General features: G+C 64.7%; 15 protein-coding genes. 6 read left to right on the top strand and 9 right to left on the bottom strand.

The window, feature by feature from the left end:
* Positions 1-669: ribose-phosphate diphosphokinase (locus tag VOI29_RS16425; protein ID WP_323780956.1), on the bottom strand; the 669-nt coding region annotated here is incomplete at its 3' end.
* Between the two features lie 107 nt (positions 670-776).
* On the opposite strand from VOI29_RS16425, the gene VOI29_RS16420 reads away from it, so the two are divergent.
* The 3 genes from VOI29_RS16420 (at position 777) to VOI29_RS16410 (ending at position 2,883) form a co-directional block, all read left to right on the top strand.
* A complete protein-coding gene (locus VOI29_RS16420; protein WP_323780953.1) occupies positions 777-1,379 on the top strand; it encodes a 2-hydroxychromene-2-carboxylate isomerase in 603 nt (200 codons plus the stop codon).
* Positions 1,376-2,188, top strand: a complete 813-nt coding sequence (locus VOI29_RS16415; protein WP_323780950.1) for an alpha/beta hydrolase — start codon at positions 1,376-1,378, stop codon at positions 2,186-2,188. The genes VOI29_RS16420 and VOI29_RS16415 overlap by 4 nt, the downstream gene beginning before the upstream one ends.
* Positions 2,189-2,289: 101 nt before the next feature.
* Positions 2,290-2,883, top strand: a complete 594-nt coding sequence (locus VOI29_RS16410; protein ID WP_323780947.1) for a 2-hydroxychromene-2-carboxylate isomerase — start codon at positions 2,290-2,292, stop codon at positions 2,881-2,883.
* A gap of 80 nt (positions 2,884-2,963) precedes the next feature.
* Here VOI29_RS16410 and VOI29_RS16405 read toward each other — a convergent pair whose 3' ends face one another.
* The 8 genes from VOI29_RS16405 to VOI29_RS16370 form a co-directional block, all read right to left on the bottom strand.
* Positions 2,964-3,998, bottom strand: a complete 1,035-nt coding sequence (locus tag VOI29_RS16405) for a low specificity L-threonine aldolase (RefSeq protein WP_323780945.1) — start codon at positions 3,996-3,998, stop codon at positions 2,964-2,966.
* A 36-nt stretch (positions 3,999-4,034) separates the two neighbouring features.
* Positions 4,035-4,514, bottom strand: a complete 480-nt coding sequence (locus VOI29_RS16400; protein WP_323780942.1) for a YcgN family cysteine cluster protein — start codon at positions 4,512-4,514, stop codon at positions 4,035-4,037.
* The gene (locus VOI29_RS16395; protein WP_323780939.1) at positions 4,511-5,443 is read right to left on the bottom strand and encodes a bifunctional riboflavin kinase/FAD synthetase; all 933 of its coding nucleotides are present in this window, start codon (positions 5,441-5,443) and stop codon (positions 4,511-4,513) included. Before VOI29_RS16395 ends, VOI29_RS16400 begins: the two co-directional genes overlap by 4 nt.
* Before the next feature lie 493 nt (positions 5,444-5,936).
* The gene (locus tag VOI29_RS16390; RefSeq protein ID WP_024089261.1) at positions 5,937-6,380 is read right to left on the bottom strand and encodes a MaoC family dehydratase; all 444 of its coding nucleotides are present in this window, start codon (positions 6,378-6,380) and stop codon (positions 5,937-5,939) included.
* Between the two features lie 198 nt (positions 6,381-6,578).
* Positions 6,579-7,454, bottom strand: coding sequence for a TIGR01459 family HAD-type hydrolase (locus tag VOI29_RS16385; RefSeq protein ID WP_323780936.1), 876 nt, complete (start codon positions 7,452-7,454; stop codon positions 6,579-6,581).
* 110 nt (positions 7,455-7,564) lie between these two features.
* Positions 7,565-8,707 carry a patatin-like phospholipase family protein gene (locus tag VOI29_RS16380; RefSeq protein WP_323780934.1) on the bottom strand — a complete coding sequence of 381 codons (1,143 nt, stop codon included), beginning with the start codon at positions 8,705-8,707 and terminating at the stop codon, positions 7,565-7,567.
* 206 nt (positions 8,708-8,913) lie between these two features.
* On the bottom strand, positions 8,914-9,834 hold the full coding sequence (locus VOI29_RS16375; RefSeq protein ID WP_323780931.1) for a manganese-dependent inorganic pyrophosphatase: 921 nt from the start codon (positions 9,832-9,834) through the stop codon (positions 8,914-8,916).
* 104 nt (positions 9,835-9,938) lie between these two features.
* Positions 9,939-10,946 (bottom strand): TraB/GumN family protein, encoded by a 1,008-nt coding sequence (locus VOI29_RS16370; protein ID WP_323780928.1) that lies wholly within the window; start codon positions 10,944-10,946, stop codon positions 9,939-9,941.
* 147 nt (positions 10,947-11,093) lie between these two features.
* Between VOI29_RS16370 and VOI29_RS16365 the strand changes: the two genes are divergently transcribed.
* The 3 genes from VOI29_RS16365 to VOI29_RS16355 all read left to right on the top strand — a co-directional run.
* On the top strand, positions 11,094-11,792 hold the full coding sequence (locus tag VOI29_RS16365; RefSeq protein WP_323780925.1) for a DUF2161 domain-containing phosphodiesterase: 699 nt from the start codon (positions 11,094-11,096) through the stop codon (positions 11,790-11,792).
* Between the two features lie 236 nt (positions 11,793-12,028).
* On the top strand, positions 12,029-12,316 hold the full coding sequence (locus VOI29_RS16360; protein WP_323780923.1) for a co-chaperone GroES: 288 nt from the start codon (positions 12,029-12,031) through the stop codon (positions 12,314-12,316).
* Positions 12,317-12,379: 63 nt separating this feature from the next.
* Positions 12,380-12,626 (top strand): TCP-1/cpn60 chaperonin family protein (locus VOI29_RS16355; protein WP_323780921.1); only part of this gene is annotated, 247 nt, incomplete at its 3' end.

Raw genomic sequence — 12,626 nt, 5'->3', positions numbered from 1 at the left:
GTCCTTCACATCGCCGATCACGGTCATCTCGGCCACTTCGCCGGCCTTCTCGCGGCGCTTGTCGACGATCGACAGCGGCGCGTTGATCCGCTTGGCCAGCTCGCGGGCCCGGGCCACGCCGCCGACGTCGGGCGACACCACCATCAGCTCGTCCATGCTGTCCTTGAACTGGTTCTTCACATCCAGCGCAAAGATCGGCGAGGCATAAAGGTTGTCCACCGGGATATCGAAGAAGCCCTGGATCTGGGCTGCGTGCAGGTCCATGGTCAGCACCCGCTCAATGCCTGCACCGGTCAGCATATTGGCCACCAGCTTGGCCGAGATCGGCGTGCGCGCCTTGGTGCGGCGGTCCTGACGGGCATAGCCGAAGTAAGGGATGACTGCGGTGATCCGCTGGGCCGAGGACCGGCGCAGCGCATCGGCGATGATCAGCAGCTCCATCAGGTTGTCATTGGCCGGGTTCGAGGTCGGCTGAATGATGAACATGTCCTCGCCGCGGACGTTCTCATAGACTTCGACGAAGATCTCGCCGTCGTTGAACCGCTCGACGCGGGCATCCACCAGCCCCTGGTCGACACCGCGGTGCAGGCTCATACGGCGGCTGATGGCTTGGGCAAGAGGAAGGTTGGCGTTCCCAGCGATAAGCTTGGGTTCGTTCAAAGTCGGCATTGGCTGATATCCCCAGGCAGCAATGGCAATGTGTCAGATTCGTGATATTGAACCCCGCTTATCATGCACATACCCTCACGCAAAGTTCTAAGCGGGAGATACAGCCTATGGCAGCGTTCGATTACTACTTCTCAACCCTGTCGCCCTTTGCCTATCTGGCCGGCACACGGCCGTGGGAGATTGCCGCCCGCCACGGGGCAGAGGTGACTTGCAAACCTTTGGATATCCTGGCGTTGTTTTCCCGCACCGGCGGCACGCCTCCGGGCGAGCGTCATCCGGCGCGCCAGGAATACCGCCTGATTGAGCTGGAGCGCCAGGCGGCCAGGCTGGGCATCCCTGTCAATCTGAAACCGGCCTATTGGCCCGTCAATCCCGCGCCCTCCTCTTACGCCATCATCGCCGCGCAAACCGCAGGCGGCGGCAGCATGGGGCAATTGGTGCAGTCGATCCTGCGCGCCTGCTGGGCCGAGGAGAAGAACATTGCCGAGGACGCGGTGATCCGCGACTGCCTCAAAGGCGCCGGCTTCGACCCCGCGCTGGCTGACAGCGGCCTCCTGGCCGGCGCCGAGACCTATGCGCAGAACCTCGAGGATGCGGTCAAGGCCGGCGTGTTCGGGTCGCCGTTCTGGGTGACTGCCGAGGGGGCCAGGTTCTGGGGCCAGGACCGGCTCGAAGACCTGGACGCGCATCTGGCGGGGCTGGCGGCGTGACAGCCGCCGGTCCGGACCTGCCCGGGGGGGTGTTTTCGCGCAGTTTCGGCCATGGGCCGCGCAACGTGCTGGCGGTGCATTGCTCGCTGGCCCATTCCGGCGCCTGGCGCCGCCTGGCCGGGGAGATGGCTGAGGACATCACCGTCACCGCCTTCGACATGCTCAGCCACGGGCGCAGCCCGGACTGGGATGGCACCGGCGACTATCAGCTGCTGAACGCTGACGCGGGCCTTGCCTTGCTGGACCGGCCGGCGGATCTGATCGGGCATTCCTTCGGCGCCACCGTGGCCCTGCGGATGGCGATGGCCAGACCGCATCTGGTGCGCAGCCTGACGCTGATCGAACCGGTGCTGTTTGCCGTCGCCAAATCCGATGCCCCGGCGGCCTTTGCCGCCCTAAAGGCCGCCAGCCGGCCCATTGATGCGGCCTGGGCCGCGGCCGATCTCGCGCTGACGGCGCGGCTGTTCAACCGGATGTGGGGCGCGGGAGAGCCGAAGTGGCCCGACATGCCCGAGCAGGCCCGCGCCGCGATGGTGCGCGCAATCCCCGTGGTTCCGGCCTGCTACCCGGCGCTTTACGATGATGCCAACGGCACCCTGGCCCCAGGCGCGCTGGATCCTGTTGACATGCCTGTGCTGCTGCTTCACGGCAGTGAAAGCCCGGCCGTGATCGGGGCCATTGTCGGCGGGTTCAGCCGCCGTCTGGCCAAGGCCCGCGCGCTGTCGGTGCCGGGCGCGGGCCATATGCTGCCGGTGACCCATGCCGTTGAAACAGCGCAGCTGCTGCGCGGCTTCTGGGGCCCTGCCTGACGGTCAGCCGGGCATCGGTGGCAACGGGCAGCCTGACGCTTTGGAATATCCGCCGTCTGCCGCTAAACTGCAGGGCAGGGAACAAGCGGCAGGAGGAATACATGCCTGAACTGGATTTCTGGTATTCGATCGGCAGCACTTACAGCTACCTGACGGTGATGCGGATCACCGATGCGGCCGCCCGGGCCGGCGTGCCGGTGCGCTGGCGCCCGTTCAACGTGCGCCACGTGATGACGGTGCAGAACAACATCCCCTTCAAGGACAAGCCGGAAAAAACCGCCTATATGTGGCGCGACATCGAACGCCGGGCGCAGCGTTACGGGTTTCATCCCAGGCTGCCGGCGCCTTATCCGCTGGCCGAGCTGGTGCTGGCCAATCAGGTGGCCGCCCTGGGCGCCGCCGAGGGCTGGGGCCAGGCCTATACCCAGGCCGCCTACCGCTGCTGGTTCGAGGCCGGTCAGCCCGCCGGGGCGGACCCGAACCTCACCGCTAGCCTGGAGGCCGCGGGCCAGGACCCCGCCCGCGCGGTCGCCGAAGCGCAATCGGATCCGGTTGTGCAGGCGCTGGCAAAGGCAACAGAGGAGGCGATGGCGCTGGGCATTTTCGGCGCCCCCAGCTTTGCCGTCAGCGGCGAAATCTTCTGGGGCGACGACCGGCTGGAGGATGCGCTGCTCTGGGCTCAAGAACACAGCTGATCTGATCCGGGCAGCGTCTTTCCGGCTGCAAATACTCCGGCGGAGGCCCGTCAGGGCCGGGGGCAACCCCCCCAACGGCCTCAGAGCAGCGACAGAAACGCCCGGATATCCTCTTCCGGCACCGACCAGTCGCAGACAAACCGGGCGGTGACCAGCTCCTGCTCCGGGCCTTGCAGCTGCCCGTCCCACAGGTGATAGGCCGCGCCCGCCGCAAAGAGCCGCTGGTGGGTGCTGCGGGGCAGGGCGGCAAAGATCATGTTGGCCTGCGGCGGATGGCTGAACCGGGCGCCTGCCGCCTGCAGCCCTTCGGCCAGCATCGCGCATTTGCTGTTGGCCGCGCGGGCATTGTCCAGCCACAGACCGTCCGTCAGATAGGCCAGCATCTGCGCCGACAGGTAGCGGTGCTTGGAAAACAGATGCGCGCCGCGCTTGCGGCGGTATTCGAATTCCTGCGCATGGGCCGGGTCGAAGAAGATCACCGCCTCAACCCCCAGGCAGCCGTTCTTGGTGCCGCCAAAGGACAGCGCAGACACGCCGGCCTTCCAGGTCATCTCGGCCGGCGTGCAGCCCAGCGACACCAGCGCATTGGCAAACCGCGCACCGTCCATATGCACCGGCAGGCCGAATTCACGCGCCACCGCGCCGAGCCCGGCCAGCTCCCCGAGCGAATAGACAGTGCCGAATTCAGTGACCTGCGACAGCGACACCGGCCCCCGCTGGGGCCCATGCACACCGCGGTTTTCCTCGCCCGCGATGGCTGCCCGCAAGGCGTCCGGCGTCATCTTGTCGGCATCGCAGACCGCGGTCAGCTTGGCGCCGCCGCTGAAAAACTCCGGCCCGTTGCATTCATCCACGCTGATATGCGCCTGCCGGGTGCAGAACATCGTCTGCCAGGGCTGGCACAGCACCGACAGTGCCAGCACATTGGCCGCGGTGCCGGTGGCCACCAGATAGACCGCCGCCTCCGGCGCCTCGAATATTTCGCGGATCCGGGCGGTGACCTGCTCCATCTGCGGATCGGCGCCATAGCCCATCGCATAGCCCTGGTTGGCCGTGGCCAGCGCCTCCAGGATCTGCTGCGGCACCGGGCCGGAATTGTCAGAGGCGAAATGCATGGCAGAAGCTCCTTGCGTGACGGGATGAAACAGGGATCAGGTGGGTTCCTCGATGATGTGGTCTTCCCACTCGTCTTCGGAAATCTCGAATTCGGACACGGTCCAGCCGCGCACCGAGACACCGGCCTCATGCACGCTGTCGGGGGTGCCGGTCAGCAGCGGGTGCCAGTCCGGCAGCGGCTTGCCCTGCCACAGCAGCCGGTAGGCGCAGGTTTCCGGCATCCAATAAGCGTGGGTATCCAGATTGTCCGGCTTCAGCACGATGCATTCCGGCACGAACTGGTGGCGGATCGGATACTGGCAGCAGCGGCAGCTCTCGTCATCCAGCAGGCGGCAGGCAACCCGGGTCAGTGCCACTTCGCCGGTCTCCTCGTCCTCCAGCTTGTTCAGGCAGCATTTTCCGCAGCCGTCGCACAGCGCTTCCCATTCCTTCTGGCTCAGCTTGTCCAGCGGCTTCTTCTCCCAGAAGCGCTTGCCCAGACCCGAGCGGTCGATCACGTCCTTGGCCGGTTTCATAACGCCCCCAGAATGCCGCGCGCCTGGACGCAATCCGCGTCCATCTGTTCGATCAGCGCCTCCAGCCCGTCGAATTTCAGCTCCGGCCGCAAAAACGCCACCAGCGCAACCGACAGCGTCGCGCCGTAAAGATCGCCGGAAAAATCAAACAGGAAGGTCTCGATATTGGGCACCACGCCGCCGAACATCGGCCGCACCCCGATCGAGGCCGCGCCCAGATAGCTGCCGGTATGCGGCCCGTCCAGCACATCCACCAGCACCGCATACACCCCGAATCGCGGCTGATGCAGCCCTTCGATCGACATGTTCGCCGTCGGGAAACCCAGTTCCCGCCCGCGCTGCTCGCCGCCGATCACCACGCCTTCGATGCGGTGCCAATGGCCCAGCATTTCCTTGGCATCCGCAGGCCGGCCTTCGCTCAGCGCGTTGCGGATCGCGGTCGAGGAGACCGCGTGCTCGGAATATTCCATCAGCGGCGCAATGGTGACACCAAAGCCGTATTGTTCGCCGAACCGCTTCAAATCTTCGGCGTCGCCGGCACGGCCCTTGCCGAAACAGAAATCGGCGCCCACCACCACATGCGCCAGCCCCAGCCCCTTGGCGATCACGTCGCGGGCGAACTCCTCGGGCGTCAGGCTCGACAGCGCAGTGTTGAAATTCAGCTCGTAAAGCCGCGCTACACCCAGCTTCTCCAGCCGGTGCGCTCTGGTGTCCGGCCGCATCAGCCGGAAGGGCGGCGCATCGGGCGCAAAATACTCGCGCGGATGCGGCTCAAAGGTCATCACCCCCAAGGGGGCGCCGGGGGCTGCCTTGCGGGCCAGCTCGATCACCGACTGATGGCCCAGATGCACGCCGTCGAAATTGCCGATAGCGACGGTGGCGCCCCGGTCCTGGTTTTCGACGAATTCAAAATCTCTGACGATACGCATGGCGCATGCCTATCCGCACCGCGCCGGCGGTTCAAGCGGCCAGTGGCGGGGGAGGAGGCAACAAACGCACACCCGCCCGGAATCAAGCCGTAAGCGCCGGGCGTGCCATAGGCGCTACTGCAGCAGGTGTTGCGCACCCGCCGCACGCCGTCTTCACCGGATCCTCATGCCGCTAGGCCAGACTGCCAGATGATCGATCACCCGCCATGGTTCCCGCGCGCGGGGCCATGATACAAGGCGCAGGCATCTGTGTGGCTGTCTGCGTATCCCCCGGAGACCGGCCCCGATAATAAGGGGGTCGCTCAGGAATTCCTGTCCGAGCAGGCCCCCGGCGGGGTCTGTCCACCTCCACCCGGCGGCGCCGCCCCCCTTCACGGGATCAGCGCTCAAGGCATGAAACGGAACAGACCGGCAAAGCAAAACCGCCCGAGGCTTAATGCCCCCGGCGGCTGAACCTGCTGGAAAACCGCAGGCTGTGCAGGCGGCAGCCGCCTCAGTCGAACTTGCGCGAGGGCGCCATCACCATGGCTTCGCCGACCAGAACCTTCTTGCCGTCCACCATGCAGCGGCACTCCAGCTTGACCCGGCGCTTGTCGATCACGATATCTGTCACTTCGACTTCTGCCAGCACCATGTCGCCGGGCCGCACCGGGGCCAGGAACTTCAGCGACTGGCTCATGTAGATGGTGCCATGGCCGGGCAGCTGCTCGCCGATCACCGCCGAAATCAGCCCCGCGGTCAGCATCCCATGGGCAATCCGCCCCTCAAAGATGGTGTCCTGCGCGTATTCATCATCCAGATGCACCGGATTGCGGTCGGTCGAAACCTCGGCGAATTTCTCGATGTCCTCATCGGTGATGGTTTTGCGCAGGTAACGCACCATTCCCATCTCGATGTCTTCGATGCAGATGGTTCCGCGCGGCATGTTGTCCAACATTCGATCCTCCGTTCACCCGTTTGACGCCAGGTGTCGATGAAACATTTGCGCGCCCGATTGCCCGCTTGCGCAACTTTATTACTTTGCAACTGCAGAAAATCAAGAGGTTTCTGACAAAAGAAAACCCCGCCCGGTAGGGGCAGGGTTCGGGTGATACTGCTGGGCAGCCCCGCTTGCGGCAGGGGGTCGGGCGCATGTTTACCTAAGAAATCCAATGGCATAGGTCGGCTCGATCTGCTCCTGCGCCGCATAGGCCTGCAGCGCTGCAGCTTCCGGCTGCAGCGATGTTTTTGTCTCGCTGGCTGCCAGCCCGCCGGTGATGAACAGGGAATCGATGCCTTCGCCCATGGCGCCGGCGATGTCGGTATGCGGCCCGTCGCCGATCGCCAGGATGTCGCCGTCGGCGATGTCCGTGCCCAGCTCCATCAGCCGCCGCCGCGCCAGATCATAAATCGGCGGATGCGGCTTGCCGAAATACAGGCTCTCGCCGCCCATCTCGGTGTAAAGCCGCGCCAGCGCGCCGGCGCACCATTCCCGCGTCTCGCCGCGGTCCACCACGATATCCGGGTTGGCGCACAACAGCTTCATGCCCTTCTGCTTGGCATACAGGAACTCGGGCCGGTTCACCGCCGGGTCGGCCTGCGGATCGAACGGGCCGCAGCAGACAATGCCCTCGGCTTCCTGCAGCGGCACCCGGGTGATTTCCACCGGTTCATGGATTACATGCAGCGGCTCGAAAAAGCCCGCATCGCGCTCCCATTCGCCCATGAAATAGACCGATGTGCCGACAGCCCCCGTGAACATCGCCGCCCGCGCGGAATCGCCCGAGGTCGAGATCGTGTCATAGGCGTCATCCGGCACGCCGAACTGCCCCAGCTGCGCCGCCACCCCGGCCCGCGGTTTCGGCGAATTGGTCAGCAGCACCACGATGCCGCCCTGCTTGCGGTAGGCCCGCAGCGCCGCCACCGCCTCGGGAAAGGCGGTGATGCCGTTGTGCACACAGCCCCAGAGGTCGACAAACAGCGCCTTGTAGCGGCCGGAGACTTCGGACAGGGAGTTGATGATCTGGGTCATGGCCGGGCTTTCTCGCGTAATTCACTTGCGGCCAGCTATGGCAGAGACGGCCGGGCTTGGCCAGTGAAAGGGCGCAAGCTGCGCGCGCCGGGCGGGCCGCGGCGGATGCGTCAGCTGCCGTCAAAAAAATTCATGATATCGCCGGCCCGCTGCATCGTGTCAGCATAGCCGAGATCAATCAGCGCGCCAATGTAGTCCGGTTCGAACATCAGGTAGCTTTCGATCCGGCCATCGCTGTTCACCGCCCCGAAACTGCGTGTCAAAATCCGGATCGCGCGCGGCAGTTGGCCTGCATGTGACTGGGCAATTGTGCGCATGTCCTCGGACGGTGTCAGCAGGACGGCTTCAATTGGCCGCAGCGGCGTCTGTTTCTGCGCGTCCGGTCCGAGCAGCGAAATCGTCCGGTTGATCCTGGCCAGGCGCTCGTAATCGGCTTCAAGATTGTCGTTGAACAGAATATCGAGCGCATGGCCGGCGATGTCACCGACGCTCGGGGGCGGGGCTGCCAGATCGGCAGCGGACGGAGGCGGGCTGCTGTCGCGGGTGGTTATGACCAGGATCCGGTCGGCGCCGGTATGGATGGCGGGCGACAAGGGCGAGTTCAACCGTAGCGACCCGTCGCCGAAATAGCCGGTGTCCAGATGCACCGGGGCAAAGGCAAAAGGCAGGGCGGCCGAGGCCAGCATATGCTCCGGTCCGATGGCGGCACGCTCCCCGCGGCGGCGGGAGCGGTGCCAGTCCCGGATTTCCTGGCGGCCTTCGAAATAGGTGACGGAGACGCCCTCGGTATAACTGGACGCGGTAATGCAGAACGCGTGCAGCGCGCCGCTGCGAATGGAATGCTGCAGGTGATCCTTGTTGAATTCCCGGCGCAGCAGGCGGTGCAGCGGCGTGTAGTCCAGCAAGCCGCCGGTGATCGGAAACCCCAGCAACCGGAACGCCGGGGTCATCGCCCATCGCAGGCTGGTCAACAGCAAGGGCAGCGTGCGGGTGTCGTAAACCGAGCTGCTCCTGAGCGACCGCCAGAGCGCCTCCAAATGCCGCGCACCGGTCTGGAAATCATTCGAAGCGACCGCAACAGATGCTGCATTGATGGCGCCCACCGAGGCACCGCAGACGATCTGAAAAGGCGAGCGGCGGCGGGCCGTGATCTCTGCAATCGCCTTGATGACGCCCACATGATAGGCACCGCGCGCGCCGCCGCCTTGCAGCACCAGAGCGGTCTTTTTGGATTGCTGAACTGAAGTTCTCACGCGAAGTCACCCAAGGTCCGGACGGCAGCCAGCAGCCAGCTTAGCAGCTTGGCGGCGGGTGCCAATGGAAACAAGCGCAGATGGCGGCCTTGGTATGCGCGCTGCAGGCTGATTGCAGTCATCCGCATGGGGGTGCCGCACCATTCCCGGCAAAGAAAAAAGGCGCCCCAAGGGGCGCCTTTTGCAGCTGAAACCGGCAGGGCCGATCAGACTTTCAGGTTTGGAATGATCTGCTTTTTGCGCGACATGATGCCCGGCAGCACCACAGTGTCGCCAGCCGCATCGGCGCCAAAGGATTTGCTGGCCACGGTCTTCACCAGGTCATTCGGCACCAGCAGGGTGGCTTCCTCGTTCAGGATGTCGACGACGAACAGCAGCACCTGGTCCACACCGTCTTCGGCCGCCACGGTTGTCATGGTTTCCATCAGCGATGCCTTGCGGTCCAGCACCACGGCGGGCGCGGTGGTTTCCAGCACCGAGACGCGGAATTTGGTGCCTTCGACGGCGTATTCCTTGGAGTCCATCCGCAGCAGTTCCGCGTCCGAGAAGGAGGAGACGTCGGATTTGGCGGCAAACATCTCGGCGGCGTAATCGGCAATATTGATGCCCAGATCAGCGGCCAGCTTTTCGGCCACCGCCTTGTCATGCGCGGTGGTGGTCGGCGAGCGGAATTCCAGGGTGTCGGACAGGATGCAGGTCAGCGCCGCGCCCTTGATGGCTTCCGGCATCTTGGCGGCATCGTCGCCCATCAGGTCGTGCATGATGGTGGCGGTGCAGGCCAGCGGCCGGATGGTGATGTCGATCGGGCCTTTGGTTTCCAGGCCGCCGACCAGCTTGTGGTGGTCGATGATCGCCTGCACATCGGCGCCGTTGATATTGGCGGGCAGCTCGGCCGGGTTGTTGGTGTCGACGATCACAACGGCGGCATCATCGGCCACGTCAGCAATGATCGCGGGTTTCTCGAAACCCCAGCGCTGCAGCATAAAGGCGGCTTCGGTGTTCGGCTCGCCCAGCAGTTTGGGCTCGGCGGCAACGCCTTTCACCTCGTTCAGGTACCAGGCCCAGATGATCGGGGAGCCGGTGGAATCGGTGTCGGGGGATTTATGGCCGAATACTTGGATGGTCATGGGGCAGTCCTGTTCACTCAAGAGGTCCGAAGGGAGATTTGCGCGCCTTATAGGGCTGGCGCGCAGGCTTGTCACCCCGCAGGTGCTGCAATGCGGCCTTGTGCCTAAAACGGGGCGCGCTCCAGGCTGAAGCCCCTGGCTTGCAGCAGGTTCAGCACGCCATTCCTGCCGGGCAGATGGGCGGCGCCGACGGCGATGACGATCCGGTCCTGCCGCGCGGCCAGGATCGGTTTCATCCAGCGCTGGTTGCGCTGATCCAGCAGGCGGCGGTTGTACTGCTGCCACAGACGGGCGGTTTCGGCGCCGGAGAAGCTGCTGTACTGGGCGCTGATCCAGGGGGCGAGCACAAAGGAAGTCCAGACGCTTTGGTCGAAATAGGCTTCAACCGGGGTGGCATCCTCGGGCTTGCCGGATTGCACCAGCTCCAGTTCCAGCGCCAGCATCCGGGCCTGATCCCTGAGCGGCAGGCCGGCGATTGCGGCCAGCGCCTGTTCCGGGGTTTCCAGCGCCCCCAGCGGGATCCGCTTGCGCCGGGCGAAATCGGAGATCCGGTCATCCAGCCCGCGCCGCAGGCCAAAGCCGTAGGGACGGCAGCCGCTTTGCACCACGAACATCGAAATCGCCCAGGGCTGCATCCGGTTCATAGTGTCCGGATTGACGCCGCTCAGCCGGGCCGTCAGCTGGAACCGCTCCCAGGCGTCGCGGGGCAGCAGCTGCCGCAATTCCTGGCCCTTGGGCAGCAGGAAGCTGCGGGCCAGTTCGTCAGGCATCCGGTCCAGGCGCTGGAGGCCGGAGTCGGAGGTTTCCAGATAGATGGCCCCTGCGGCCGCCAGCACTGGACGCAGGGTGCGCATTACCTTGGCCATGCGGGCATCGCCGCCATGCATGGTGCCGATCACGTGGATGGTGCGGTTTGCCTTGGTGGCCACCCAGTGGTTGCCGCGGGAATACGGGGTGGCGGCCATCTCGCGCGCCAGCCGGGCTTCGGTGGCGGCGGGCAGATGGTCGCGGTAGTCGATGCCGCGGCAGGCGGCATGGGCGGCAGGGGTCTGCAGAGCCAGGCCAAGTATCAGGCCAAAGGTCAGGGCGCGTGCAAGTGATATCCGTTTCATCATTAGCCCTTTCCCCGGTTCCGGCGCGACCGCCTGGAGGTATGACCCTAGGGCGGGGCAAGGGGGGCGGCAACATCAAACCCCGGACCGGGGCGTAAATCCCGGCGGCGGATTGCCAAGGCCGCGGCGATTTGCCAGTGATGGGCGATGGAACGCGAAGATCAGCTTTATGCGCCGGTGAAGGCGCTGCTGCAGGGGCAGGGCTATGAGGTGAAGGGCGAGGTCGGCGCCGCGGATGTGGTGGCCTGCCGCGGCGCGGAACCAATGGTGATTGTCGAGCTGAAACTGAAATTCTCGCTGTCGCTGTTTCATCAGGCAGTGGCCCGGCTGGCTGTCACCGAGTTTGTCTATATTGCGGTGCCGCGGCCCAAAGGGCGGCAGGCGCGGCGGATGATGAAGGACAATCTGGCCCTGTGCCGCCGCCTGGGGCTGGGGCTGATCACGGTGCTGGAGGACGGCCGGGCAGAGGTGCATTGCGATCCCGGCCCCTACAGCCCGCGCAAATCAAAGAAGAAACAGGCGCGGCTGCTGCGCGAGTTCCAGACCTTGCGCGGCGATCCCAATGCGGGCGGCGCCACCCGGCACGGCATTGTCACCGCCTACCGCCAGGACGCGCTGGCCTGCGCGGCGCATCTGGCCGGGGCGGGCGCCTGCAAGGGCGCTGCAGTGGCCAAGGCCACCGGCGTTGCCCGCGCGACGCAGCTGATGGCCAGCAACCATTACGGCTGGTTCGAAAGGGTGGCGACCGGCATTTACCAGCTGACCGAAGCCGGGCGTGCGGGGCTGGTGCATTGGGCCGGGAGCTGGGAGGAGGAGGCCGCCGCCGGCCTGCGGCAGAGCGGCTGAAGACCCGGTATCAGCAATAGCTCCGGGTGCCTGCCGGACAGCGGTTCAAGACAATTGAAACCGGTTAACGCCAGGCCTGTTCAGGCGTTCTCATTTTTTTGCTGATTCCGTGTTGACAAGATCCGGGCGCATTCCTAGCTTCCCCTCGTTATCACTCACCTGATGCGAGTGATAACTGCCCTGCCAGGGAGCAGGGTAAAGGATAACAACCTTTGAGCCTTTAAGGAGCTGCAAAGATGGCATTGAAACCGCTTCATGACCGCGTGCTGGTGCGTCGCACCGAAAGCGAAGAAAAAACCGCGGGCGGCCTGATCATCCCCGAGAGCGCAAAAGAAAAGCCGAGCGAAGGCGTTGTCGTCTCCACCGGCGAAGGCGCGCGCAAGGACAGCGGCGAGCTGATCGCAATGGCTGTTTCGGCCGGCGACAAGATCCTGTTCGGCAAATGGTCCGGCACCGAAGTCACCGTCGACGGCGAAGAGCTGCTGATGATGAAAGAAAGCGACATCATGGGCATCATCGAGTAAGCCTTGCGGCTGCTCTGATCCCACCCATCGCGAAACACAAGAATTTCTCTAGGAGAGTGAACAATGGCTGCTAAGGACGTCAAATTCGACACCGATGCCCGCAACCGTATGCTGAAAGGCGTCAACATTCTGGCCGACGCCGTGAAAGTGACCCTGGGCCCCAAAGGCCGCAACGTGGTTCTGGACAAATCCTTCGGCGCGCCGCGCATCACCAAAGACGGTGTCTCGGTTGCTAAAGAGATCGAACTGGAAGACAAGTTCGAGAACATGGGCGCCCAGATGGTGAAGGAAGTTGCTTCCCGCACCAATG

The organism is Leisingera sp. (genome assembly GCF_034669605.1).
Classification (GTDB): domain Bacteria; phylum Pseudomonadota; class Alphaproteobacteria; order Rhodobacterales; family Rhodobacteraceae; genus Leisingera.
The sequence above is the reverse complement of the archived record's forward strand: the minus strand, read 5'-3'. Positions and strand labels throughout refer to the sequence as shown.